The 24,811-nt window shown below is 38.3% G+C and carries 23 protein-coding genes; 10 read left to right on the top strand and 13 right to left on the bottom strand.

The genetic code is table 11. The features are described from left to right. Nucleotides 1-126 precede the first annotated feature (126 nt). On the top strand, nucleotides 127-834 hold the full coding sequence (locus E0E36_RS09510; RefSeq protein WP_130855759.1) for a CDP-alcohol phosphatidyltransferase family protein: 708 nt from the start codon (nucleotides 127-129) through the stop codon (nucleotides 832-834). Nucleotides 835-897: 63 nt separating this feature from the next. Here the strand turns inward: E0E36_RS09510 and folK are convergent, their stop codons facing one another. Continuing rightward, complete coding sequence (gene folK, locus E0E36_RS09505; protein ID WP_130855758.1) at nucleotides 898-1,383, bottom strand: 2-amino-4-hydroxy-6-hydroxymethyldihydropteridine diphosphokinase; 486 nt, start codon at nucleotides 1,381-1,383, stop codon at nucleotides 898-900. 173 nt (nucleotides 1,384-1,556) lie between these two features. On the opposite strand from folK, the gene sppA reads away from it, so the two are divergent. The 7 genes from sppA to E0E36_RS09470 all read left to right on the top strand — a co-directional run bounded on the left by sppA (nucleotide 1,557) and on the right by E0E36_RS09470 (nucleotide 9,220). After that, nucleotides 1,557-3,323, top strand: coding sequence for a signal peptide peptidase SppA (gene sppA, locus E0E36_RS09500; RefSeq protein WP_130855757.1), 1,767 nt, complete (start codon nucleotides 1,557-1,559; stop codon nucleotides 3,321-3,323). A 142-nt stretch (nucleotides 3,324-3,465) separates the two neighbouring features. Next, nucleotides 3,466-5,148 carry a DNA polymerase/3'-5' exonuclease PolX gene (locus tag E0E36_RS09495; protein WP_130855756.1) on the top strand — a complete coding sequence of 561 codons (1,683 nt, stop codon included), beginning with the start codon at nucleotides 3,466-3,468 and terminating at the stop codon, nucleotides 5,146-5,148. A gap of 12 nt (nucleotides 5,149-5,160) precedes the next feature. Further along, nucleotides 5,161-5,769, top strand: coding sequence for a DUF4254 domain-containing protein (locus E0E36_RS09490; RefSeq protein ID WP_013667274.1), 609 nt, complete (start codon nucleotides 5,161-5,163; stop codon nucleotides 5,767-5,769). A 33-nt stretch (nucleotides 5,770-5,802) separates the two neighbouring features. Next, complete coding sequence (locus tag E0E36_RS09485; protein WP_013667275.1) at nucleotides 5,803-6,834, top strand: glycosyltransferase family 9 protein; 1,032 nt, start codon at nucleotides 5,803-5,805, stop codon at nucleotides 6,832-6,834. Beyond that, complete coding sequence (locus tag E0E36_RS09480; RefSeq protein WP_130855755.1) at nucleotides 6,827-7,318, top strand: SixA phosphatase family protein; 492 nt, start codon at nucleotides 6,827-6,829, stop codon at nucleotides 7,316-7,318. The genes E0E36_RS09485 and E0E36_RS09480 overlap by 8 nt, the downstream gene beginning before the upstream one ends. A gap of 52 nt (nucleotides 7,319-7,370) precedes the next feature. Beyond that, the gene (locus E0E36_RS09475) at nucleotides 7,371-8,240 is read left to right on the top strand and encodes an aldose 1-epimerase family protein (protein WP_130855754.1); all 870 of its coding nucleotides are present in this window, start codon (nucleotides 7,371-7,373) and stop codon (nucleotides 8,238-8,240) included. 140 nt (nucleotides 8,241-8,380) lie between these two features. Continuing rightward, on the top strand, nucleotides 8,381-9,220 hold the full coding sequence (locus E0E36_RS09470; protein ID WP_013667278.1) for a mechanosensitive ion channel family protein: 840 nt from the start codon (nucleotides 8,381-8,383) through the stop codon (nucleotides 9,218-9,220). A 252-nt stretch (nucleotides 9,221-9,472) separates the two neighbouring features. Here the strand turns inward: E0E36_RS09470 and cls are convergent, their stop codons facing one another. The 10 genes from cls to E0E36_RS09420 form a co-directional block, all read right to left on the bottom strand. Next, the gene (gene cls, locus E0E36_RS09465) at nucleotides 9,473-10,933 is read right to left on the bottom strand and encodes a cardiolipin synthase (RefSeq protein ID WP_130855753.1); all 1,461 of its coding nucleotides are present in this window, start codon (nucleotides 10,931-10,933) and stop codon (nucleotides 9,473-9,475) included. Between the two features lie 49 nt (nucleotides 10,934-10,982). Further along, nucleotides 10,983-11,768 (bottom strand): GLPGLI family protein, encoded by a 786-nt coding sequence (locus tag E0E36_RS09460; RefSeq protein WP_130855752.1) that lies wholly within the window; start codon nucleotides 11,766-11,768, stop codon nucleotides 10,983-10,985. A 45-nt stretch (nucleotides 11,769-11,813) separates the two neighbouring features. Further along, a complete protein-coding gene (locus E0E36_RS09455; RefSeq protein WP_130855751.1) occupies nucleotides 11,814-14,594 on the bottom strand; it encodes an outer membrane beta-barrel family protein in 2,781 nt (926 codons plus the stop codon). A gap of 220 nt (nucleotides 14,595-14,814) precedes the next feature. Next, entirely contained in the window at nucleotides 14,815-16,695 is a 1,881-nt protein-coding gene (locus tag E0E36_RS09450) for a M1 family metallopeptidase (protein WP_130855750.1), read from the bottom strand. A gap of 70 nt (nucleotides 16,696-16,765) precedes the next feature. After that, the gene (locus tag E0E36_RS09445) at nucleotides 16,766-18,793 is read right to left on the bottom strand and encodes a M3 family metallopeptidase (protein WP_130855749.1); all 2,028 of its coding nucleotides are present in this window, start codon (nucleotides 18,791-18,793) and stop codon (nucleotides 16,766-16,768) included. 130 nt (nucleotides 18,794-18,923) lie between these two features. Beyond that, nucleotides 18,924-19,148: a hypothetical protein gene (locus tag E0E36_RS09440; RefSeq protein ID WP_013667284.1), complete on the bottom strand. Its 225-nt coding sequence runs from the start codon at nucleotides 19,146-19,148 to the stop codon at nucleotides 18,924-18,926. A gap of 31 nt (nucleotides 19,149-19,179) precedes the next feature. Beyond that, nucleotides 19,180-19,521 (bottom strand): hypothetical protein, encoded by a 342-nt coding sequence (locus tag E0E36_RS09435; RefSeq protein ID WP_130855748.1) that lies wholly within the window; start codon nucleotides 19,519-19,521, stop codon nucleotides 19,180-19,182. Nucleotides 19,522-19,554: 33 nt separating this feature from the next. Beyond that, a complete protein-coding gene (locus E0E36_RS09430; RefSeq protein ID WP_013667286.1) occupies nucleotides 19,555-20,130 on the bottom strand; it encodes an RNA polymerase sigma factor in 576 nt (191 codons plus the stop codon). A 211-nt stretch (nucleotides 20,131-20,341) separates the two neighbouring features. Then, the gene (locus tag E0E36_RS09425) at nucleotides 20,342-21,265 is read right to left on the bottom strand and encodes an SMP-30/gluconolactonase/LRE family protein (protein WP_130855747.1); all 924 of its coding nucleotides are present in this window, start codon (nucleotides 21,263-21,265) and stop codon (nucleotides 20,342-20,344) included. 34 nt (nucleotides 21,266-21,299) lie between these two features. Beyond that, nucleotides 21,300-22,130 carry an alpha/beta hydrolase gene (locus E0E36_RS09420; RefSeq protein ID WP_130855746.1) on the bottom strand — a complete coding sequence of 277 codons (831 nt, stop codon included), beginning with the start codon at nucleotides 22,128-22,130 and terminating at the stop codon, nucleotides 21,300-21,302. 181 nt (nucleotides 22,131-22,311) lie between these two features. Between E0E36_RS09420 and E0E36_RS09415 the strand changes: the two genes are divergently transcribed. Then, entirely contained in the window at nucleotides 22,312-22,797 is a 486-nt protein-coding gene (locus E0E36_RS09415; RefSeq protein WP_130855745.1) for an anthrone oxygenase family protein, read from the top strand. A gap of 4 nt (nucleotides 22,798-22,801) precedes the next feature. On the opposite strand, the gene E0E36_RS09410 is transcribed toward E0E36_RS09415, so the two are convergent. Together E0E36_RS09410 and E0E36_RS28010 are read right to left on the bottom strand one after the other, a co-directional pair. Next, nucleotides 22,802-23,392, bottom strand: coding sequence for a 2'-5' RNA ligase family protein (locus E0E36_RS09410; RefSeq protein ID WP_130855744.1), 591 nt, complete (start codon nucleotides 23,390-23,392; stop codon nucleotides 22,802-22,804). A 217-nt stretch (nucleotides 23,393-23,609) separates the two neighbouring features. Further along, on the bottom strand, nucleotides 23,610-23,843 hold the full coding sequence (locus tag E0E36_RS28010; RefSeq protein WP_246860338.1) for a VOC family protein: 234 nt from the start codon (nucleotides 23,841-23,843) through the stop codon (nucleotides 23,610-23,612). A 477-nt stretch (nucleotides 23,844-24,320) separates the two neighbouring features. On the opposite strand from E0E36_RS28010, the gene E0E36_RS09400 reads away from it, so the two are divergent. Beyond that, the gene (locus E0E36_RS09400) at nucleotides 24,321-24,755 is read left to right on the top strand and encodes a soluble adenylyl cyclase-like protein (protein ID WP_130855743.1); all 435 of its coding nucleotides are present in this window, start codon (nucleotides 24,321-24,323) and stop codon (nucleotides 24,753-24,755) included. Nucleotides 24,756-24,811: the final 56 nt, after the last annotated feature.

Here is a 24,811-nt window from a genome sequence, read left to right as displayed (position 1 = left end):
AATTAATTGATAAACAAAGCTTTCTTACTTTATAATAGGTAGGAAAGCTTTTTTGTAACACTTTATGAAGACACTGCCAAAATCATATTTTTTCTAAGCATTTGACGGGAGTGAAAGAAATGACGCATGAAACAACATATACCTAATACGATTACAAGTTTTAATCTGTTCAGTGGGTGCATAGGTGTCGTACTAGCTTTTGAAGGACAGTTGATAAATGCGGGGTACGCTATTATCATAGCCGCAATTTTTGATTTCCTCGATGGCATGGCGGCTCGTCTATTGAAAGTAAACTCTCCGGTAGGTAAAGAGTTGGATTCACTTGCTGATATGATTAGCTTCGGTTTTTTACCGTCTGTTATTGTCTTTATGATGCTGGAGACAAACCCGGCGATAGAATACGGCGGTTCGTGGATCAAATATTCGGCTTTTTTGTTAGCCGTTTTTTCTGCGCTACGTTTAGCGAAATTCAATTTAGATAGCAGGCAAACTTCTATTTTCATAGGTCTTCCTACTCCTGCCTGTGCATTGTTCATCCTATCGCTTCCACATATCGCCTTAAGCAAAGATCCGATAATCAGTGCCTATGTGCAGCATCCGGTTATTTTGCTTGCTTTAATACTTGCTTTAAGTTTTTTATTGGTGGCGGAAATCCCGCTCATGTCGCTAAAATTTAAAGATTTACAATTGCGCACCAACCTTCATCGCTATATCCTTCTTTTGGTCAGTGTAATATTGCTTTTTTTATTTCAACTAACGGCCATTCCGTTCATCATTATTTTCTACTTGGTATTGTCACTTATGCAATATAATAAGCTTACTCAAGAGTTATAAATTGAAAAACGACTCGATTTTCAATTTATCTTTGCTCAGATTTGATGAAGTTTAATCGTAAAGTCATTTTTCAAGCCGCCTTACCGACAGGTTATCATCTAATTTTTCATATAAATCAGCTATCCCCATTCTGTAGGAAGGGTGCATTAGCCCAGGCGCTATTTCAACAAGGGGAGTTAGTACAAACCTCCGTAAATGAAGCAACGGATGAGGGATTTTCAAATTAAGGGTATCTAAGATGATTGCATCATAAAATAAAATGTCAATATCGATTAGTCGAGCCTCCCACTTTGTATTTCTTTTCCTTCCAAGCGTCTCCTCAATCGCGAGGATTTCTTTTAGCGTTTGTTCAGGGGTTAAAATCGTATTGACTTTGAGCGCCTGATTTAGGTAATTCGGTTGGTTGTTTACCCCCCAAGCAACTGTCTCATAAATTGCGGATTGATCAATAACGTTTCCTACTCTACTTTCAATTAATTGAATGGCTTTAGTTAATTGCTGTCTGCTGTCTCCTAAATTTGAACCCAATATCAGATAAACTGTGTGCATAAACAAACTTAATCAAAATGACATTGATATCCAATTATGGTTTTGACGGTACTCCGATGATCGATTGAGCTTCTATACCAATGATTACTTATTTTGCATTTCATGTAACAATACAGCACCTTATTTGTCTTATAGCAGTGTAAACATTTAAATTTCAGACATAGAAAACATACATGAAGCAATTTTTCAAATTTGTATTTGCCTCCATGCTTGGAGTATTTTTATCAACGATCATCTTTTTCTTCGTTGCTATTGCCATTATGGCCGCGATAATAAGTGCTGCCAGTTCAGACAAGGCAGTAGAAATAAGTGAAAACTCCATTCTACGCGTGTCTTTAAATTACGCCATTAAAGAACGTACAGACAGAAGTCCCTTTAACAATGTTAGCCTTCCGTCTATGAATTCGGAAAAATATATTGGTTTAGATGAGATATTGCTTCGAATTGATGCAGCAAAAAATGACAATCGAATAAAAGGTATTGTACTCGATATGGACGGTATCGGTGCAAGTTTTGCCACACTTCAAGAGATTAGAGATGCATTGCTCAAATTTAAAGAATCAAAAAAATTCATATTAGCTTACAGTGAGGGGTATTCAATGAAGGGATACTACCTTGCTTCAACAGCTGATAAGGTTTATTTGAACCCGGAAGGGTCGGTCGACTTCCGCGGAATGGCAGCGCAGCTTCCATTCTTTAAAGGCACACTTGAAAAACTGGGCATTGAAGCACAGGTAGTGAAAGTAGGTACTTACAAGAGTGCGGTAGAGCCTTTTATATTAGATAAAATGAGCCCGGCAAACAAAGAACAGGTCAACTCCTATCTTAATTCTTTATACGACTATTACCTTGGCAATGTGTCCAAATCACGGAATATACCTATGGATTCCTTGCGGAACATTGCCGACAACTACAGTGGAAGAGATGCCGAGAAGGCGCTGAACGCAAAATTAGTTGACGGGTTGAAATATAAAAATGAAATAATAGATGAACTAAAAGTTAAGTTGTGCATTGATAAAAAGAAGAAGATCAAGTCAATAAATATTGAAGATTATACTTCTCCAAAAACAGAAGAAAACGGTTCGCAAAATCGGCTAGCTGTAGTCTACGCAGTAGGTGATATCGTTTCCGGTGAGGGTTCTGATGAGCAAATTGGTTCGGAAAGAATTTCGAGAGCGATTAGAACAGTACGTGAAGATGATAAAGTTAAAGCAGTTGTGCTTCGTATCAACTCTCCGGGTGGAAGCTCGTTGGCTTCTGATGTTATTTGGAAAGAAGTTGAACTGACAAAAAAGGTAAAACCTATTATCGTATCAATGGGCGACGTTGCAGCTTCGGGTGGTTACTATATTGCCTGCGCCGCCGATTCCATTTTTGCTCAACCGAATACCATTACAGGTTCAATCGGTGTGTTTGGTATTATTCCAAATTTACAGAACTTTTTCAACAACAAATTGGGAATTACGTTTGATGAAGTAAAAACAGGAAAATATGCTGACCTAATGAGTGTTAATAGACCACTTACAGCGGACGAGCGCGACCTTATTCAACAAGAAGTAAACAAGACGTACGATACCTTTACAAAAAAAGTAGCTAACGGTAGAAAAATAAGTCAAAGCCAAGTAGATAGTATCGGTCAAGGACGGGTATGGACGGGTGCACAAGCGGCAAAAATTGGTTTAGTTGATCGTTTAGCCAGTTTCAATGAAGCTATTACAGCTGCAGCTCGTAAAGCCAAATTGAAAGACTATAAACTGGTGAGCTACCCTGCCATGAAAGATCCTTTAGAAGCTTTTCTCGGTTCTTCCAGCGATAAGCTGAAGACTTGGATAATGAAGAAAGAAATGAATGAAGGCTACCTTCTTTACGAACAAGCAAAGCAGGTTATGCAACAAAGCGGTATACAGGCAAGATTACCGTATATGATTAATATTCATTAAATCTTACCGTGCGCAACCAAAAAAGGGCACTCCTTTCGGAGTGCCCTTTTTTGGTTGCGCACATTTTGTTATATATCGTCTATATACGTAAGTTTGCCCGTTATATTGGCAAAGCTTCGAAGCCCCTTAACAATACATCGAAATGGAAAATAAAATTATATCCCGCAAATTTAGATTGCTTTCGCAATTGATGGAATTACATGGCGAGAATTCCTTCAAAACTAAAGCGATAGCTAATGCAGCTTTTAAGCTAGATAAGCTACCTTTTAAAATTATTGATAAAACGGAACAAGAATTAAGTACAGAGCAAGGTATCGGCAAAAGCATAGCGTCAAAAGTTTGGGAGCTTATCCATACGGGCTGTATAGAGGATCTAGAGGCATTACTCGCTAAAACACCTGAAGGCATTTTAGAGATGCTAACAATAAAAGGTTTGGGGCCAAAAAAAATCTTGATCATATGGAATACGCTTGCAATCGAAACGTTAGGAGAGCTTTACTATGCGTGTAACGAAAATCGACTGATCGAAGCAAAGGGGTTCGGGCTAAAAACACAAGAAGAAATCAAGATGGCCATTGAGTTTAATATGGCCAGTCAAGGTTTATTTTTGTATTCCCAGGCAGAGAAGTTAGCCAGTTCAATTTTTGATACACTCAAAGAGATGCTTTCCGACCAACATCTCTTGAGTTATACAGGTGATTTCAGGCGCAAATTGGAATTACTATCATCGGTCGAATTGATTACAACTGCCAGTGCCGAGGAAATATTGATATATATTGAAAAAGATAAGCGACTTATCCAATTTGATTATCAGGAAAATAAAATTCGGACAGTTCACGAAAGCGGTCTTCCTATACATTTTATTTTAAGCAACGTAAATGAGTTCTCTAAGCACCTATTAATCACCACAGGTAATCAACAGCACATCGCGTTACTCGAACAACTTTATGAAAAAGGAGTTCCTAATGCGGAAAGTGAAGAGGAAATTTACCGTCAATTAAACTTAGACTTTATTGAACCTGAATTGCGTGAAGGCTTGGATGAAGTCCAAAAAGCCCACGACCATACACTTCCTAACCTTATAACTTATGACGATATAAAAGGCACTTTGCATAATCATAGCACCTATAGCGACGGCGTTCATTCACTGAAAGAGATGGCTCTATATTGCAAAGACGTTCTTCAGTTACAATATTTAGGGATATGTGATCACTCTCGGACAGCAGTTTATGCAAATGGCTTAAAAGAGGACCGGGTAAGATTGCAATGGGAAGAAATAGATTCGTTAAATCAAACATTATATCCTTTTAAGATTTTTAAAGGTATTGAGTCGGATATTTTGGGAGACGGCTCTTTGGACTACCCGGATGAGTTATTAAGAGAATTTGATTTTGTAGTTGCTTCTGTGCATGCCAACCTGAAAATGGACGAGGAAAAAGCTACCCTACGTTTAATCAAAGCTATTGAAAATCCTTATACGACCATTTTAGGGCATCCAACCGGGCGCCTTCTGTTAAGCAGAAAGGGATATCCCATTGATTATAAAAAGGTAATCGATGCCTGTGCTGCCAATGGGGTAGCCATCGAAGTCAATGCAAACCCGTTAAGATTAGATTTAGATTGGCGCTGGCACCGTTATGCGATTGAGAAGGGTGTCTATCTTTCCATCAATCCCGACGCCCATCGCGTAGAAGGATTTCACGATATGCGTTATGGAACTTTAGTGGCAAGAAAAGGAGGACTTACAGCCTCGCAATGCCTCAATTGTTTTGATCTGGAAAAATTGGACAGCTACTTTAGCTCTCGTAAAACAAGTATAAAATAATTACCTTTGAGAATGATCGCACAACACGCTAATAAAATATTCAGTCAAGCTATTCACGATTACCATGTTCTTAATAATATAGACCATCCTATAAAGAATCCTTATGAAGCTCATACGCTGGAACATTTACTATATCTTAAATGTTGGATAGACACGGTACAGTGGCATATGGAAGACGAAGTACGTGATCCCAATATCGCTCCGGTGGAAGGGCTAAAATGGAAAAGGAGGATCGATCAGTCCAATCAAGACCGCACAGATACGGTTGAATACATAGATAGTTACTATCTAAATGCATTCAAAGATGTAAAGCCTCTACCGGATGCTAGGATAAATACGGAGAGTCCTGCCTGGGCTATTGATAGGCTTTCTATCCTGGCATTGAAAATTTATCACATGCAAATTGAGGCTGAACGTCGTGATGCCACGCCTGAACATCGCGATCAGTGTGGTCAAAAGCTTCGTATATTATTAGAGCAGCGGGAAGATCTTTCCAATAGCATCGATGAGTTACTCGAAGATATTAAAATGGGAAAAAAATATATGAAAGTATACAAACAGATGAAGATGTATAATGATCCCTCGCTGAATCCGGTTTTATATACAGGCGAAAAGAAATAAGAAACCTCTGAATACGTTAGGGGTGAATAACACATGAATAAAAGGAGCATTTTGGTTTTTCGTTTTTCAGCAATGGGCGATGTCGCTATGATTTCACCCGTTATAGAACAGCTATGTGAACAACATCCCCAAGTCAGCATAATTCTGGTAAGTAGGCCTTTCTTCAAACCTTTTTTTGATACAAATCCCCAGATACGCTTTCATCCTATTTATCCAAAAGAACAGCACCGGGGCCTAAGAGGCTTGTATAGATTGTTCAAAGAGCTGCGAAATTATAAGATAGATGCAATAGCAGATCTTCATGACAGCCTCAGAAGTCGTATTCTTTCTACATTCTTTAGACTAACTACTATTCCAATAAAAAGAATAGACAAAGGAAGAGCTGAAAAAAGAGCTCTAACGCGCATTCAGAACAAGCATTTAATCCCTCTTAAATCGACTTTTGAGCGTTATGCAGAAGTGTTTCAGTCGCTTGGATTCTCTATTCGGCTAACAAATAAATTAGTAAAAAAGACCAGGCCGCTTCCTGCTGCATTCTTGCGTCAATTTAATAGTTCTTCTGCGCTGAGGAGAATAGGTATCGCTCCCTTCGCGCAACATCGGTATAAAGTATATCCGCTTGATAAAATGGAGGAAGTAATCGCTGTTTTAAGTCGTAATCACGAACTGTTTATATTCGGTGGAGGCGAAACGGAACAAGAAATGGCGACAAAATGGGAGAAAAAATACGCGCATGTTACCAATGTAATAGGTGTGGTAGACTTAACCCACGAGCTTGATTTAATAGCTAACTTAGATCTTATGCTCAGTATGGACTCCTCCGGCATGCACATGGCTTCTTTGGTAGGCACTCGAGTAATATCCGTTTGGGGGCCAACGCATCCCTATGCTGGTTTTTTGGGCTTTGGCCAAAAAGAAGATGACTGCCTACAGTTCCACCACCCCGCAAGACCTAGCTCCATATACGGCAATAAACCCTGTTTATGTGACGGGATTCCGTGTATTGAACGCATTAGTCCTGAACAAATCGTCACAAAAATTGAAAAAACATTAAGCTATGGCTAAATATTTATACCTGATTCGTCATGCCAAGTCGGACTGGAACTTTGATCTCCCGGACTTTGATAGACCGTTAAATAAGCGCGGATTGAGAGACGCCCCTATAATGGCTAAACGGTTAAATTTGCAAAATCTACGCCCAGATCGGTTGGTGAGCAGCCCTGCCAATCGTGCCATTTCTACCGCTAAAATTTTTGCTAAAGAGTTAAAATTTTCTGAGGCCGATATACAGGAAGAAGCAGCCATATATGAAGCCGATGTTCCTACCTTACTGAAGGTTATCAATTCATTCCAAGCTGAAGCGGATTGCGTAGCAATCTTTGGACACAATCCGGGCATTAGTTTGTTGGCGGAGTATCTTTGCGATGATGCAGCCATCGATTTCCCCACTTGTGCAATAGGCTTTCTGTCTTTTAACATAGAACAATGGAGTGAGGTAAGTATAGGAACAGGCAATTTAGTTTGGTTCAATTATCCCAAACTTGTTTAGCAACAGAAGCTTTATTAACTTTACCAGATAACAATTATTCTTTCCTGTTCACATGATTCAATTAAGCAACGAATATATCCGCGTAAATATTAAAAAAAAGGGCGCAGAGCTTTCTTCAATTTATAACAAGAACATGGCTCATGAATATATTTGGCAAGGAGATCCAAGCTTTTGGCCATGGCATGCCCCTAATCTTTTCCCCATTGTTGGCGGCTTAAAAGATAACCACCTAGCTGTTGATGGCCAAATCTATGAATTAGCCAGACACGGTTTTGCAAGACATACCAACTTTCAAGTTATTGAGTCATCGGGCACCCATGCAATCTTTTCATTACGTTATAATCAGGAAACATTACGTGTTTTTCCATACCATTTTGAGTTTCAGGTTATTTACCATCTGGAAAACGAATCCCTTAAGTGCATTTACAAAGTCATCAATCTAGAGACGAAGCCGATTTATTTTTCAGTAGGAGCCCATCCCGCCTTCAATGTGCCTTTTTTTTCCTATGAACATTATAATGATTATTACCTGGAGTTTGAAAAAGATGAGCCCTTGATACGCCATCACCTTTCTGACGCCGGTTATTTTAACGGCGAGGAATCAACGATTTTACTTGACAATAGAAAGCTGCAACTAAATGAAAACCTTTTTGATACCGATGCTCTTGTTTTTAAAACATTGCTAAGTAAACGTGTAGCTATTCGAAGTAAAAATCATCCTCACGCGCTGCTCATCAGTTATTCTGATTTTAAATCTTTAGGTATTTGGGCGAAACCGGGTGCACCTTTCGTTTGTATTGAGCCTTGGCTGGGATACGCAGATAGTGAGGCCGGCACTTCCACTATAGAAAAGAAAGAAGGCATCGTATCCTTAGCCCCAGGTCACGTATTTGAAGCCGGCTATTCTATCACAATTCAATAATTTGATCATTTTAAACAGATCTAACATAAGAAAAAAGCCTAAAGTAGGCTTTTAAATTGAAAAAATAATTTTCGAAACTGTAATTGCTTTTGCGGGTTATATCATTAGTATTCCGACAAAGTGCAAAAAAACAAATAACAATGAATAACAGAGTAGAAAGAACCATTGAAAATTTGATCGATTCTTTTATTGACAAACTTCCTTCGCTTTTACTGGCTATAATCACATTAGTTTTAGGTATTTGGCTAATTAAGGTATTAGTTCGTTTTTTACATAAACGGTTTACGAGTGGAAAAATCGATATTTCACTTGCTGAATTCTTGACCAGCATTATACGTGTTTTGCTCTACGTTCTATTGTTCTTGAGTGTTGCTTCCACTTTAGGTATCCAAACGACGTCTTTTGTTACCATGCTAGGTGCTGCGGGATTGGCCGTTGGTCTTGCGCTGCAAGGCAGCTTATCTAATTTTGCAGGAGGTGTTTTAATCCTGCTCTTTAAACCTTTTCGTGTCGGCCATTTTATAACGACCAATAACAATGTCTCAGGAACGGTATTAAAAATAGATATTTTATATACTACGCTAAAAGCAGGAAACGGCACGACTATATATGCGCCAAATGGGCCCTTGGCTAACGCTGTTATTAATAATGTGTCCGACAATCCTACTCGGATGGCGGAATACAAAATAGGCATCTCCTATAATAATAATATTGATACGGCACGAAAAATAATTCTTAATGTATTGGAGAACGATGAACAAATTCTAAAAGATCCGAAGCCAGCTGTATTGGTAGATTCTTTAGGTGACAACGCCGTTGTGCTAGTTATAAGAGGATGGGTTAATAACAAAGAGTTTTGGCCGGTTTATCATGCCAATTATCAGAAAATTAAAGAAGCTCTAGATCAACATAACATAAGTATGCCTTACCCTCAGCGAGACATACATATCATAACTAACAACACGGATAGCAATTCTTAAAAAACAGGGAAAGGAATCCCTTTTCATCTGCATAATGAAAGGGATGAAACAGTACTTTTAACAATGCCTATCTTTATTTTAACCAATAGGTTAAGATATGCCATATCTTTTTAAAGACAAAAATAAGTGTCCACAAAAAATAATGGTACAAGGTGAAATTATGTTTGACTCTCATATTTGTTAAAATTAAGCGTTCACTCTCACCAAGTTAACGAACTTTTATTAACTTTTCGTTAATAAAACAATAATATTTTATAGCAATGGAGATATCATTCTAGCCGACTTTTCCAGTAGTTTACGCCATTTGGCACGATGTTCCCACCGTTCCGCGTCTATTTCTTCTGCATTTAATAAGTCTTCATTGAAAATTTCGCGTAATTCTTCCGCTACTTTTGGATCCAGTATAAGAGACATAACTTCAAAATTAAGATCGAAACTGCGCTGATCCATATTCGCTGTTCCTATAATCGCTAATTTACTGTCAAACACGATCGTCTTAGCATGAATAAATCCTTTTTTATAGCGAAAGATACGTACCCCTGCTTTTAATAAATCATCGTAGTATGAATGTGCTGCCGCATTTACAATTTTAGAATCAGAAATATAAGGTACTAACAGCTTAACGTTGACACCACTTAACGAAGCAATGATGAGCGCATCCATTAAACTTTCACCGGGAATAAAGTAAGGCGTTGTAATAAGAATTTCCTCCTTCGCGGTAGCTATGGCCTTCAACAAGGTGTATAAAATAGAGGGAGAAACCGAGTCTGGTCCGCTTGACACGATCTGAACCAAGCTTCCCCCCTCTTCACTGGATAGCTCGCTGAAAAAACGCGGCTCCGGATGGAGCTTATTTGGGCTACAAAAGTTCCAATCACATAGAAAAATATACTGAAGGTATAAAGAGCCCTGTCCTTTTATACGAACGTGAGTATCTCTCCAAAAGATTTGCTGCTCTTGTCTTTCATCATTCACATATCGATCAGCTACATTAATTCCGCCAACGAACGATGTATAACCATCTATCACAATGATTTTTCGGTGATTCCTATAGTTTAATCTATTGGCTAATAAAAGAAATGTAATTTTATGAAAGGGGTACACTTCTACTCCTGCAGCAGCCAACTCATCAGAAAAGCTCCCATCAATCGATCGGCTGCCGAAATGATCGTAAATAAAACGGACTTCTACCCCCTCCTTCGCCTTTCTGATAAGTGCATCTTTAATCGTATTGCCGATGGCATCGTTTTCAAACGTATAATACTCGAGATGTATATGGTCTTTTGCCTGGCTAATTGCCTGTAAAATTGCGTCGAATGTTTGCTCTCCATTAATCAAAATCTTAACCTCATTACTTGTGGTCAGCGGACTCATCATGTCTTTCAAAATCATATGAGCAAGTCCTTTATAGCTCAGACCATAATCGCCCACACTATGTAAGGCATCGAATGACGATTTATAGATTTGTATTTTAAGTCGTTCTTGCAGTTTTTGATCGGAAAGTAGCTTTTTACTATACATGCTCCTATTCCGATAATTTATTCCTATCGAAAAGTAAAGGATGATACCCGCTATTGGAACAAATATCGTTAATAGTAAATAAGCCAGTGTTTTTGTACTTGATCGGGTTTCATATATAATCCGCAGACAGACACCAATAACAAGAAGGATATAGGTAATTTCTGCAACAAGGAACCAGTCGATCGAAGGCATAGCATTTATCCCGAATATGGGAATAAACTTAACAAAAATTATTGATACCCTAAAGCATCATTGCCTTGAACACTTCTTGTGCATATTCTCCCCAGTCTTCCATACTCTCTTTTAAGGTGCTTAACAAACCTACATTATTAACTTTTTTCGCTTTTTTTGCCGGCGTAATAGGACTGGGTTGTATAGAAACATCACTAACTTTAGTGGCAAACCAGGTTGTATTATCGTGCGGTAGCGCAAGACCCAAAATCATACCCGGTAACCCGGTAAAGGATTCCGGTCCGCCCGAAACAGGTATTTGATCCGTATAAAAAGCGACGACATAGATTGAGTCCATCACCAATGCGTTTGCTCTTCTGCAATCATATCCGGCGATCTCCCTGGTTTCATCGGTAATCTTCCATTTAATTTTTCTTACGCTGTCTTCCACGAGAAAGATCTCTTCGTACAGTTTCTTTTCACTGACGGAAATACCATTTTTAAAGTCTGTATAAATAGTTTTTTTCAAATCGATCGTAGGATCATTGCTAAAAAAACTATTAGTTGACGGCATGTTGGTTTCTATCGGTTTATATAAGGACGCGGTTTGCGAAAAGGATAAAGTAGCCTTTACTGAGTTGAACTGTGGCTGTGTCTTTTTGTACTGATCGTAAATTTGTTGCATCCAGCTTGAATTTCTCTTTGTAATGCGTTTTGCTAATTTAGCGTACATATTCACTCTCTTTTCGTATTCTATAGTTCCGCTATTAACAAAACGAACGTTTTGGCCATATACTAAATGACTGATTATTAATAACAGAACAATGGAGGTTGCGAGTTTTATTCCTTTTTTCATTTCCCTTAATAACTTTATAAACACAATATTTACATCTGGGTTAACCTATGGTTTTGCCCCCATTTTGCTAAATTCCCAAGTAACCGAGAACATAAAATAACGACGAATGGTTGTATAACTACTCTGATTAATGGTATTATTAAAAGCATTTCGATTAAAGCCTACGTTCTGGTTCAACAGATCATTTCCGGAAATAGTAAAACGAAGGTTTTCTTCTTTAAAAAACTTTTTGGTGATATAAGCGTTCAGTATAAATCGCTCAAAATTTTCATCGAAAGACTGTGTCGCTTGCGTATAAGTATAACTTCCGTCAGATCCTATTTGAATCTTACCGGGCAAATATATATTGAACCCCGCATCTCCACTCATGCCCCATCCGTTATTGTTGAATTCAGGCTGCAGCGATGATTCAGAAGTGTTGTAGCTTGGCCCAAAATTCACACTAAAATCATATTTCTTCTCCTTATACTTTGATAAAGATAAGCGGCTTGAATAGTTGTATGACTTCGTCTCATTGAGGTTATCATTGGTTAAATTATAGTACGTATTACCATTCGTACTCAAATCAAGCCCTATCTGCATATCCAATTTCTTTATTTTCTTACCTGCATACATACCACCGTAAAAATTAGAGGTGTTTCGATCTTTTAGGTTAGCGGATTGATAGGTGCTTTTCCCAACGGAATCCGTTACTGTATTACTTACGATAGGGTTTGTGGTAAACGAATAGCTACCATAAAAATTAACATACTGATTGCTGAGCACCTTGTAAGAATAATAACTCAAATTAAAGCGATTGGTAAAAGAAGGCTTTAGATCCGGATTACCCAATACGATATTGAGTGGATCTGTGTTTACCCTAACAGGTTGTATCTGATTGATTGTAGGCTGTGTATTGTTACCATTATATCCAACGCGTAAGGATTTTTGCTGCGAAAATTTATATTGGTAATTCAACTGTGGATTGAAATTCGTAAAATTTCTTGTAAACAAATCGTCTGTGTACCTATCAAGTTGTTTGAACCGCACGTCACTTACCTTTGCTCCAAAATTCAAGTTGGTTTTCTCCGTCTTATAATTGAAAATGGCCCCAACCTGGTTGGATGTTTGATCCAATTTATAATCATTACTGTATAAACTATCCAATACGTCATAAGCTCCCGTTGCCGATTGATTAAAGGACCGCCTATTAGAATGGCCACTATTAATACTAAGTCCATAATTCAATACCACAGCGAAGTTCTTAAAAAGAGGTTCTGAGTAGGTTACATTAGATCGAAAAGAGTTATTTACAATATCGTTAGTTTTGTATTGATTGATGTTAGAAACGCTATCTTCCACGCCGGCACTACTATAAAATACGTTTTCTGCATCTAAAAACCCGTCCGTTTTGTTTGTGTTGGATGATTGATTCAGATTCAGGGAAAAAGACCGCCCCATCTTTTTAAATTTCTTTGTGAACAAAGCACTTGCATTAAAAATCCGATCGTCTGCCTTGTTGGTTAGCCTTCTTTGACTTTGGTTCAATAATCCGCCGGAACCGTTCCTACTTTCGGAAGTATAATTGTTTTCGGTGTCACTGTTTCTCAGGGTTCCATCTACTGAAATACGCAGGTTCGTAGTCGAATCTAATTTAATGTCATATCGTGCATCCAGTTTATGGCGGAACATATGGTTATTAAACGTCTCGTCTGAACGATCATTGATAACTCCCGTGGGTAAGTTGCGTTGCGTCAAATTATTTCGAGTACCGTCCACATCCAATGTACCTATTTTATAGTTGGTATTGATTGATTGTTTATCGCCATCCCACTTGTTATCATAGTGTAAACCACCTGTACGTGCCAAAGGAATGCCTTGTCCATCATATTGCCCGTTGAATGATTCCAAGTCGTCTCCCCCTCCCCCATAAAACATCATGCCGCCATCGTCCGTAAATTCCATGTTATTGGACGTTGTACCGTATCTATTTGCATCCTGCCAGCCAAGCCCTACTTTCCCCGTATTCCCGATGGTTCCGTAGGCAGACATTTTTTCTTTCCCTTTAAACTTATTGATCATACCCTGTGCCTGATAAAATTCGTCATTTCCCGCTGCCGCTTCCAATTTACCAAAGTAACCCCTTTTACTGTCTTCCTTTAACTGAATATTGATCGTCTTGGTTTTTTGCCCATCATCAACTCCTGTAAAGGCGGCTTGGTCACTTTGCTTATCATATAGCTGCACCTTATCGACCATATCACTTCGAATGTTTTTTGTAACTAAAGTAGGATCGTCTCCAAAAAATTCCTCGCCATCTACCAGTACCTTATTAACCGTTTGTCCTTGCGCGGTAATCTTACCATCTTTATCCACCTGTATACCCGGAAGTTGCTTTAACAAATCTTCTACTTTAGCATTTGGCTGCAGCTTAAAACTTGCGGCATCATACTCAGTCGTATCGCCCTTAATGGTTATCGGTTGCCGCCCGGTAATAACCACCTCTGCTAAAAGCTGAGATTTTAAAATCATATCGATCGATCCGAAGTTAATTTCATTTAACGAATCGAGTGTGAAATTTTCAACGTAATCAGCGTATTTAGGATAAGTAACAAGCAAAATATATTTACCTTTCTCCAATCCCTCCAATTTAAAATTGCCCATCTGATCAGCTCTTGTAAATTTATAAAGCATGGAATCCCGCGCATGTAAAATACTAATCGTAGTATTGCTAAGTTTTATATTGGAAGCAGTATCTATTACTGTTCCTTTAATTAAAAATCCGTTTTGAGCGTGCGAACTAAAACAAGAGATAAGTAAAAGCAAGATAAAGGTTAATCTTTTCATAAATTTTTAGGCAATCGGCCTCTAAAATATTAAAAATATCTACACTCCAACTAAAAGATCAAAAGTTTTAACATTAATTAACATAATATTAAAGTATGAGGATCAGGCTTCTTTTAGGCAGCATTTTCATCCGGCAAATGCCAGTCTGAATTACTTAGAACATAAACTATTGCGCCGAACCGGGAAGGTTTTTAACGATGCATAATAAAATTCAAGATGACTAATTAACGTAGAAGACATTGTCTTGATTATTCTTATCCGGCACATAAGTATTGCCGAGCGCAACCGACTTAATTTTTTTCTGAGTGTTTAAGAACAAAGACACGGTTCTTCCGCCATCCTTCCATATGCCAATCGATCGATTTATCTTTTCTGTCGACCCATCTGAATAATAGACCGTGAGATAGATAGGCAGTGGTTTATTACTCTTATTTTTAACGGTTATTAGGTATTCATCATTTTCCTGTTTTACGACACGCTGAATGGCTAAATCCAGCATGCCCTCTTCGTAAAACCACCGATTCCAAAACCAATCCAAATTCTCTCCACTTCCTGCATTCATAGCACGAAAAAAATCCAAGGGCTGTGGATGCTTTCCTTGCCATGTTTTGATATAGTGATGTAACGCGTTTCGAAACAATTCCTTTCCCAAATAGCCTTCTAAATAGAGATACCCTAACGCCGGTTTTGGGTAAGAATTTGTAAAGGCTCCACCACCCTTCAAGTCGGTAGTCAACGTCATGATTGGTGTATCGTTCCGATCGCCGGAACTTTTAGCCGTAGCTTGTATTCCATAATCGTCCACATAGCTACTGTCAACATAATTAGAAAGCTTCCATTCTCCTATAGTTGCCCATCCTTCATCCATCCAACCGTACTTTGTTTCATTTGTTCCCATATAGAAGGGAAACATCGTATGGAATATCTCATGATTAGTTAGAGTAATAGCATCTTCTCTCGTTTTTGTAGGGTTATCATTAGCCATCATTGGGTATTCCATTTGATCGAGTCCGTCAAAAACAGTCATATGACTATAGGGAAAAGGCCAAGCCGGAAAATGAAAGCTCATCCCTTCCACTGTTTTTGCCGCAAAATCGATTACTTCATTATAATCCTCGTGTATGGGGTTATAAACAGCATCAACCCGTGTTCTCCGGCCAGTAAGTGAATCAACAACTAAACTGACGGATTTCCAAACGTAGTGATTACTCAAAGCAAAAGCGAAATCAGTTACCTGTTTCGCCTCAAACTTAAAAGTATTAAAAGATTTTCTTTTTGTAACCGCATTGGATTTGATGTCCTGTTCATCGATGACATTGACAATCGTGTCGGATATACCTGCATATTCAACCCGATCGTTTATTTGCTTTTGATATATTTTCTTCCCATTCTTTAAATCGCCGGTAGCCCATAAGGCGTAACCATCGGGCACTTCGATTGCTGCTTCAAAATTGCAGAAATCATTATAAAATTCTTCCTCGCCTGTATAAGGATACTTATTCCAACCATCTATATCATCGTATACGGCAACTCTAGGAAAAAAATAGGCAATAAAATAGGCACCATTATCTATTTTTCCTGTGCGCAAGTGCGACCCTTCGTTCAAGGTATATTCATAATCTATTCGAAAATGCGCAGAGCTGTGAGGCAGCACTTCAGCATTCTGTAATTTCATGTTGGTGCCGTCAATAATGACATCATGATTTTCAATCGCGTGTTTATCAACCACAATTTTTTTAAGCGTCAAACCGTCTCCTAAATCTTTCTTTTCGATTTTGGATTTCCTGTTCACACCTTTCTTATAAATATTGGCATATAATTTAAACCATATTTCAGATAAGGTGTCCGGACTGTTATTGCGATAATCTATTTCTGCTGTTCCTATCAATAGGCGGGTTTTTGGTTCAAATTTTACCTTAAGTTTATAGTCTGCTGTATTTTGCCAGTATTTATTGCCAGGTATTCCATTCAAGGTACGCGTGCCTTTCCTCACAGCCTTGGAAAAACTTGAATCGATTCGCAAGATATCTTGAGCAAAACATTCAGCTATTCCAAAAACGAAATATACTAGAATAAGAGTTTTATTGAAGTTCATTTTCATCGAATACTATTTGACACATTTCCTCGATCAGCGCCCTATGGAAAACGTAAATTAAATCAAACAGGCTGGCCTAGTTACTGATTAATCCCGCTCGTTTTAACAATGCATCAATTGAAGGCTTCCTCCCGCGAAAGTCTTTATAAAGCTGCATTGGATCAACGGTACCGCCTTTACTGAGTAGAACCTTAAACTTTTCAGCGATTTCCCTATTAAAGATACCTTTTTCTCGAAAATATGCGTATGCATCTGCATCAAGAACTTCAGCCCATTTGTAGGAATAATATCCTGCAGAATACCCACCGGGAAATATGTGGGAAAAGGATGGACTCATAGCGGTGCCCTCGACTGCCGGATAAAGTTGCGTTTCGGCTACAATGCGCCGCTCGAATTCTGCTATTGCATCATCTGGCCTTAACTGATTTGTGTGATAGGCTAAATCCAACAAACCGAAACTCAATTGTCGTAAAGTTTGATAAGCTTCCATGAAATTTGCAGACGCAACGATCTTATCAATTTCTACTAAAGGAAGCGGCTCGCCTGTTTTATAATGTTTTGCAAAACTAGATAAAAATGTTTTATCATAGCAATAGTTTTCCATGAACTGTGAAGGAAGTTCAACAAAATCCCAATATACATTGGTACCGGAAAGACTTTCATATACAGTATCCGCCATTATTCCATGCAAGGCATGACCAAATTCATGAAATAAAGTAGTCACTTCATTAAAGGTCAGTAGCGATGGGATATCTTCATAGGGACGCGAAAAATTACAAACGATAGAAATATGAGGTCTTATGTTTTGACCCTCAAACTTTGATTGCCCACGATAACTCGTCATCCACGCCCCCGCACGCTTACCTTCCCTAGGAAACCAATCAACGTAAAGCAATGCCTTATGTTTACCATTCTCCGACACTTCAAAAACGTCCACCTCCTGATGGTATTTCTGAATATCATTCCGCCTGTCAAATGTCAATCCATATAGCCTATTCGCTACATCAAATGCAGCTTTGATTACGCTTTCAAGCGGGAAATATGGTTTTAAAGCTTCTTCAGAAAAATTGTACTTAGCTTCCCTTAATTTTTCCACATAGTATGCGTGATCATATGGCATCAATTCGTCTATATCGTCTGCCGATGCAATATGCCTTAACTGATCAATTTCCTTTTGCGCAAAAGGTTTAGCCTTGATCAACAAATTATGGAGAAAATCCTCAACTTGTTTGGGTTCGGCCGCCATTCTTTCTTCCAAAATAAAGTGAGCATGTGTTTCATAACCCAGTAGCTCGGCGCGTTCTTGTCTCAAAGCAACTATTTTTCTAACACATTCTTCATTATCGTATTCGTTTTTGTTGAAAGCCTTTTTAGAAGAAGCTAAATAAAGTTCCTTTCTTAAATTCCGTTTTTTTGCATACTTCATAAATGGCATCATGCTTGGAAACTGCAAGGTAAAGATCCAGCCTTCCACTCCTCTTTTCTCTGCCTCTTCCTTTGCTACACTTTTTACAGACTCCGGAAGTCCGTCCATATCCTGCTCGCTTGTAATATGCAAAGTGTAGGCATTCGTTTCATGCAAAACGTTTTGTGAGAATTTAACTTTCAATGTTGAAAGCTCTTTATCAATATACCGTAGCCTTTCTTTTTGGACAGCGTCAAGTAATGCACCATTTCTTGTAAAACTTTTATAAGTCTTATCTAACAGTCTATATTCTTCTTCAGACAAACTTGATTTAGGTGTATCGTTAAATACTTTCTTTATCCTTTGAAAAAGACTTTCATTAAGGGTTATATCGTTTCCGTATGCTGCAAGTAAAGGGGAAAGTTCCTGCGCTAAATTTTGAAGGTAGTCATTGGTTTCAGCAGAATTGATATTAAAAAAACCTTCAGCGATAACATGCAATGGTTTCCCTGCTTTTTCAAGTGCTATTATAGTATTGTCAAACGTCGGATCGGCTGGATTGTTAACTATTTGTGCGATCTCCTGCTTCGCCTGTGCTATACCGTCTAAAATTGCAGGCTTAAAATCTTCTTGATTTATATTTTCAAATGGAAAACTATTAAAGGGGGTATTGAATGGCTTCAAAAGTGGATTATGCATAATATTGGAAATAAATTCCAAACTTAGACAAAATGCTCGTCATTCGCGAACGCTGTAGAAAAAAAGAGAAAGTAATTGCTTTTATATGCAATCTGTGAATACCTATAAAAGCAATTGGCCTTCGTCGAATTTACAACTCATACTCCATATGTTCACAATATATACCTTCTGTTCTCAATAAATTTTCAATCATTTCGGGACGGACATTTAACGATACCACCCGTAGGACTCGATCACAATCGTCTAAATCAAAACTCCACTGTTTGATTAACTTAATGGATTTAAACAAGGCAGCTACTTGCTGTACATGTTTTTGAGCATTAACACTCGTTTTAAAAATTAACACTTGGTTCATGATACTTCCTTAATTTTTGTTGATTTCCATTCTATTTTTCCTCTTGAAAGCTCCTCCAATCACACCACCGCTCGCGCATGTAGGTTCTCATTTTTTCTGTATCCATTTCATTCGTTTTTTCAAATTTATCGCGCATTGACCGTTTGCTCCAAGGTGCACCTCCTCTTCGCCCTCCTTTGCCAAAGCCAAAAAGAACCTTGGAAAGAACAAATAATGCCATTGCCTGCCAAAGATTTATGCTATGTATATTAAAGATTGCTGCAATACTGAAATTCCATAATAGCATAACGATATAACTTACCAAGAACAGGAAAGTAACCGCTAGTATAGGTATGGCAATAAATCTAAATTTACTTCTGAATATCCGTTTCATCACTTTATGTTTTTATCAATTTTACCGATTCATTTATTTATCCAACTCTTTATAAAAGACAAGTAAGCGTTTCCTTAAATGTAGCACAGCATAACGCTTCCTAGAAATCAATGTATTCACGGACTCTCCGGTACGTTCCGCAATTTCCGCAAAAGGGATATGGTCTAACTCATGCCATACAAAAACATCACGTTGTGCTGCAGGCAATTCTTCCAGTGAGCTGAATAACGTTTTCCACATCAACCGATCTTGATAAGTTTTTTCCGGACTGTCGTTAACACCTAAAAGTAACTCACTAAATGATACAGATTGTTCATTGTCATCTTCCATGGTATCATCGTAAGAAGTTTCTGTCTTCTTTCTGTATTTATCGATAATACGGTTTCTTGCCACTCGGTAAAGCCACCCACCTACCTGTTCTACCGGCTCCGAATTAATGACTGCTGTTAGCTGAAACCACACATCTTGCAAAATATCCTCTGCATCTGCATCACTTTTGACACGCTTCCTAATAAAGCTTAGCAACCCCTTCCCATAAGATGTTATGGTGGTTAAGATTTTGCTCTGCTTATCTTCTGACATGCCTTTTGCTATTGATAACTGATCCATCTCTTTAACTTATCTGTATAGACGAGTGGGTCAATGAAATATTTCAATTTTTTTTAAAATTTTTCGCCTTCGTTCCAAGGCCCTCAAAAACAATATCCGCAGGTAGTTCCTGTGAAGAGCATGTGAAGCAAATTCTTGAAAAATTGATAATAGAGAATAGGAAACCGGTAAAAAAATAAGCAACTTAAAACTATCGTGGGAGTGATTATCGCTACTTACTATAACCCTTTGTGCGCATTTTTAGCGTAAACACCTTATCACTAGCGGTAATAAAAAGAATATTTCCATCACGGCCTCCGAAACATACGTTCGCGGTCCATTTTGCCGGCACTGAGATATGTGCAATCTCCTTCCCCTGCTTATCATAGACGGTGACTCCTTTACCTGTTAAATAAAGGTTTCCTTGAGTATCAATTGTCATTCCATCAGAGCCCTTATGAATAAAGAGCCGCTTTTTTGCGAGCTTCCCATTCTTTTTTAAGGTATAACGATAGGTTTTATTGTCGCCGATATCTGCTACGTATAAATAATGGCCATCAGGCGTTCCAACAATTCCGTTGGGCCTTTTGAATCGATCGTCCAATCGAACCAAGTGCCCGCCTTTTTTGTACAAATACAATGCTTGCACTTTTAAATCAGGGGCCTTTCTCTTCCAATAATCTCTCTGGTAATAAGGATCCGTAAAGTAAATGAAGCCGTTAGGTGCTACCCAAACGTCATTTGGACCATTGAGAAGTGTATCTTGATAATGCCTCACTAACTTCTCAACCACGCCGTTCTCAATTCGCCAAAGCTGGTTCTGTTCATCAGCACAAGCGATCAGCGCCCCTTCCTTGTCGAAATACAACCCATTTGCCCTTCCTGCATTCTCCATAAAAATGCTGAGTTTTCCCTGTAAGTCATATTTCCAGATACGGTTATTAGGTTGGTCAGTAAAATATACATTACCATCACGATCAGCGGCGGGCCCTTCAGTAAAAGCAAAACCATCTCCCACGAGTTGTAACTGCTCACCAGCAAGGACTATTTCGCTACTATCAGTTACCGGTGTTGCGGAGCCATTCACTTCGTGATTATAAAGAAATAAACAACAGACAATCAAAACAAAACGGGTACAATTATTAATTGGTTTCATAATCTATAGAAAATGGTCGCTAGGTGGGAATGGATCAGTTTAAACGATTGACAATCTCTTCTGTCCTACGAGTGACTTCCTTAAGCAGCAAGGGAAATGCGGGAAAAGTCATATTATGTCCATATCCGCCTAGTTCAATAAGAGACGTCGCATTATGCCCTGCTAACTTCATCATACGCTCCATGTAGGCATTTTCTTCGTATCTTCCCAAAAGCTCTAAATCCCTGTCCCCCGTTATGAGTAATAGTGGCGGCGCATCGGCTCGTACATAAAACAAAGGAGCAAATTCGTCAACCACTGCCTGTACATCACGGATTCCTCTTTCTTTCCTTATCGTGAAATGAGTAATGGTATGACCACTAAATGGTATCACACCGGCAACTTGATTGGCGTCGATATTATATTTTTTTAAGTAAGCTTTATTAAGGGTCAGCATCATTCCGAGGTACCCTCCCGCCGAATGTCCGGACACGAAAATTAGTTTCTCATTCCCCCCAAACTCTTTGATATGCTTAAATACCCAAGCTGTTGCTGCTGAGGCGTCCTCAATCACGTCACTTCCTTTAACTTTCGGAGAAAGCCTATAACTGACACCAACAACAGCAATTCCTTGATTTTTTAGCGCTTCCGGCACTTCCTTCTCGCCTCCTGTCAAACCACCTCCATGAAACCAGATAACGGTAGCAAAGTCGCTTTTATTTTCGGGATAATAAATATCCAGCGTGCATCGCTTCTTCTTGTAGCTATCCAATCGGGAGCCCTCCTCGTAATAAGACACGTTAGCTTTCGTATTATATTGAACGACTTGCGCATTCGCAGATAATTTTAGTAGAATTAGATATAAAACAAAAAAACAACGCTTCATTTTGTATTTGCTTAAGGGAAAACCATTATTGAGTAAAGTCTAAAATTACACTATTTTTTAAAAATAGCGATAATGATTCGTTTTATTCCCTAAGTACCTAAAATTGTCGTATTTATTCTATTCTGTGAGGCAGTTACAATTTATTTTTACATGTACATCAATAAACATTAAAACATAGATTATGAATCAGTTACTAACTTTATGCGCACTCTTAGCAACAGCGATCATGTCTGGGCTTTTTTTTACTTGGAGTAACGCCATCATGCCGGGTTTGAGGAGGTTACCAGCTTTTGAGTCATTGTTGGCATTGCAATCGTTCAATCGGGTCATACTTAATCCTTGGTTTATTATCGTTTTTCTGGCTCCCTTACTATTGTTACCGCTAAAGGTCTTTTTTGCTTATCGACAAGAATCTCAGCTTAAAATCTATCTGCTTGTTTTCGCTACATTGATATATGTGTTAGGTGTCTTTATTATCACAATGAGCGTAAATGTCCCCATGAACGAAGGGTTAAATAAGCTTCATTTACAACAGACAAACCAGCAAGAATTAATGAATCAAAAAGAAATTTTTCAAACAACCTGGGTGCGCTTTAATTTCGTACGTGCGGTTAGTGCGTCTTTAAGCTTCCTCCTTCTTTCGATAGCTTGCGTTGATAAAGAATAACGCACTAAAATAAATCACCTTGTTTTGGATAAGACTTATTTCCTATGAAACGAATCGTATTAACTGGTTTATATGGGCTATAAGCCGTCGTCCTCTTTAGTAATAACATTTGGGATGCTATGAAAGCTGCTTGATATGAAGGAATCTTCCAACTTCGACTGATTTCCAGACACTGTAGTTGTAAAAGCCCCCTTGCAATCGTTACATGTGCGTTGCGAGTAAAATGATAGCGATTCTTACCTGCACGTAATAGTGGTAGCAGCGAAGACCGTTGATTGTATACGACATCCAAAATAACGCTTCCCGTTGCCACGTCAATGTAAAAGACCCGTTCGAAAAATCTAAAACCGTTTAAAATTACGTGAAATGGGCTAACATAACAAGCTAATTGGATCAGCTTATTTATAATAGCTCCTTCATAGTTTTCAAACTGCATAAACTTCAATAGTGTAAGGTGAGGATATGTGATTAAGGCGTTTGGAAAATCATATGTATCCTTAAAGACATTCTTAAAATACATAACGTGTTGTTCCACCTCCTTGGGCAACGGCAACACGAGCAAATATTCGAGCTCTCTATGTTTAATAGAAACCATAAACGACAAAACACTAAATATATTAGCAAATATAACAATTATATAGGTTTTTCTATTACGTTGATTACTTGCCATAGACTGCTTCCAACTCAGCGATGTTGATTTTTTTCATTTGAAACATCGCTTTTAAAACACGATTAACCTTAACGACATCCGGATCCAAAATCATTTCGTTTAGCACAAGCGAAGCAACTTGCCATGATACACCAAATTTATCTTAAAGCCACCCGCATACTTGTGCTTTTTCGTCACCGCCCTCGCAAAGACGTTTCCAATAATAATCAACTTCGTTCTGATCTTCACAATTCACAATGAGCGATATCGCTTCGTTGAATATTGGCCCAGCATTTAATGCCAAAAACTCTTGGCCATCAAGGGTAAATTCAATGGTCATCATGGACCCTGCCGGTTTTCGGTGATGCTCAAAGCCCTCTTCGGTATAACGAGCGATACTTTCAATTTTACTATCTTGAATATCGAGGTATAAAAGCGAACCGCCTCTTCTGCTTCTTTTTCGAACACAAGTTTGTCGTAATTCTTTGTGATATAACGTCTCTTTTCATTGTATTTTTATCATTATTTGTTAAAATTAGTCTTCACACCAGCCAAATGATTCTTCTATAGTTAATTGAAAAAAAAGCTAAACCATCTCCGCTGCAATTTGCAGTAAACTCTATCACAAAATTGTAACGATACGAATCTACATGATCAATAAAAAAAACAGCAGTCGCTCTATGAGAAATTTATAAGGAAAATGCGACAAACGCCTATCCGTATTCGCTTTCTTTTATCACAGAACAAACAATTTAAAAAAACAAAGCATACGATTTTTGATGTCTCTACCACAACAATGCATCAATCTTAGTCCTTCGAATTGTATAATTTATTTAAATTATATAAGTTTGTAAAAACCAATCACTAACATTACATGAAAGCTCAAGTTCAAGAAAAACAAGTAATCGAATACTTGAAAGAAATGCGGGAAGCGCTTTTACAGGAAATAAAAAGCATCGACAAAACTATTGAGGGCATTACGGGCAATAAAAGCAATAGCCTTGCCAGTCTGATCCCTTCCTCTGCCGGTTATACCCTTGAAAGTAAAGCCAATAAAAAGGTACTCAAACCGGTAGAAAATTTTGATCCCCATTCCAAACTAGACTATAAGATCAGCTATGCATTGACAAATGTAGGACAAGGATTCAAAGAGGATATTTTGGATGTTCTACAACAGGCACAACCCGAATTGGATCCATATAAACTGGAAAAAGTAGTTGCGGTAAGGCTGTCCTATCTTCTTAAAAATGGCTTTATTGAAGGTAGAAAAATAGGTCGGAGATTTGAATATACCCTAATAGGTGCTTAACGATAACTCCCCATATTTTATGGGGAGCCTATTAAAGAACAAGTTGTGGACCGTGC

Source organism: Olivibacter jilunii, assembly GCF_900607235.1.
Taxonomy (GTDB): Bacteria; Bacteroidota; Bacteroidia; order Sphingobacteriales; family Sphingobacteriaceae; genus Olivibacter; species Olivibacter oleidegradans.
The sequence above is the reverse complement of the archived record's forward strand: the minus strand, read 5'-3'. Positions and strand labels throughout refer to the sequence as shown.

What these genes read in the sequence shown, in the direction of transcription:
- sppA (WP_130855757.1), top strand. Translation starts at nt 1,557, where the DNA reads ATGAAGCAATTTTTCAAATTTGTATTTGCCTCCATGCTTGGAGTATTT.
- E0E36_RS09420 (WP_130855746.1), bottom strand. Translation starts at nt 22,130, where the DNA reads ATGAAGCGTTGTTTTTTTGTTTTATATCTAATTCTACTAAAATTATCT.
- E0E36_RS09480 (WP_130855755.1), top strand. Translation starts at nt 6,827, where the DNA reads ATGGCTAAATATTTATACCTGATTCGTCATGCCAAGTCGGACTGGAAC.
- E0E36_RS09410 (WP_130855744.1), bottom strand. Translation starts at nt 23,392, where the DNA reads ATGGTTTCTATTAAACATAGAGAGCTCGAATATTTGCTCGTGTTGCCG.
- E0E36_RS09495 (WP_130855756.1), top strand. Translation starts at nt 3,466, where the DNA reads ATGGAAAATAAAATTATATCCCGCAAATTTAGATTGCTTTCGCAATTG.
- E0E36_RS09455 (WP_130855751.1), bottom strand. Translation starts at nt 14,594, where the DNA reads ATGAAAAGATTAACCTTTATCTTGCTTTTACTTATCTCTTGTTTTAGT.
- E0E36_RS09450 (WP_130855750.1), bottom strand. Translation starts at nt 16,695, where the DNA reads ATGAAAATGAACTTCAATAAAACTCTTATTCTAGTATATTTCGTTTTT.
- E0E36_RS09470 (WP_013667278.1), top strand. Translation starts at nt 8,381, where the DNA reads ATGAATAACAGAGTAGAAAGAACCATTGAAAATTTGATCGATTCTTTT.
- E0E36_RS09425 (WP_130855747.1), bottom strand. Translation starts at nt 21,265, where the DNA reads ATGAAACCAATTAATAATTGTACCCGTTTTGTTTTGATTGTCTGTTGT.
- E0E36_RS09400 (WP_130855743.1), top strand. Translation starts at nt 24,321, where the DNA reads ATGAAAGCTCAAGTTCAAGAAAAACAAGTAATCGAATACTTGAAAGAA.
- cls (WP_130855753.1), bottom strand. Translation starts at nt 10,933, where the DNA reads ATGCCTTCGATCGACTGGTTCCTTGTTGCAGAAATTACCTATATCCTT.
- E0E36_RS09445 (WP_130855749.1), bottom strand. Translation starts at nt 18,793, where the DNA reads ATGCATAATCCACTTTTGAAGCCATTCAATACCCCCTTTAATAGTTTT.
- E0E36_RS09435 (WP_130855748.1), bottom strand. Translation starts at nt 19,521, where the DNA reads ATGAAACGGATATTCAGAAGTAAATTTAGATTTATTGCCATACCTATA.
- E0E36_RS09440 (WP_013667284.1), bottom strand. Translation starts at nt 19,148, where the DNA reads ATGAACCAAGTGTTAATTTTTAAAACGAGTGTTAATGCTCAAAAACAT.
- E0E36_RS09430 (WP_013667286.1), bottom strand. Translation starts at nt 20,130, where the DNA reads ATGGATCAGTTATCAATAGCAAAAGGCATGTCAGAAGATAAGCAGAGC.
- E0E36_RS09460 (WP_130855752.1), bottom strand. Translation starts at nt 11,768, where the DNA reads ATGAAAAAAGGAATAAAACTCGCAACCTCCATTGTTCTGTTATTAATA.
- E0E36_RS09485 (WP_013667275.1), top strand. Translation starts at nt 5,803, where the DNA reads ATGAATAAAAGGAGCATTTTGGTTTTTCGTTTTTCAGCAATGGGCGAT.
- E0E36_RS09490 (WP_013667274.1), top strand. Translation starts at nt 5,161, where the DNA reads ATGATCGCACAACACGCTAATAAAATATTCAGTCAAGCTATTCACGAT.
- folK (WP_130855758.1), bottom strand. Translation starts at nt 1,383, where the DNA reads ATGCACACAGTTTATCTGATATTGGGTTCAAATTTAGGAGACAGCAGA.
- E0E36_RS09415 (WP_130855745.1), top strand. Translation starts at nt 22,312, where the DNA reads ATGAATCAGTTACTAACTTTATGCGCACTCTTAGCAACAGCGATCATG.
- E0E36_RS09510 (WP_130855759.1), top strand. Translation starts at nt 127, where the DNA reads ATGAAACAACATATACCTAATACGATTACAAGTTTTAATCTGTTCAGT.
- E0E36_RS09475 (WP_130855754.1), top strand. Translation starts at nt 7,371, where the DNA reads ATGATTCAATTAAGCAACGAATATATCCGCGTAAATATTAAAAAAAAG.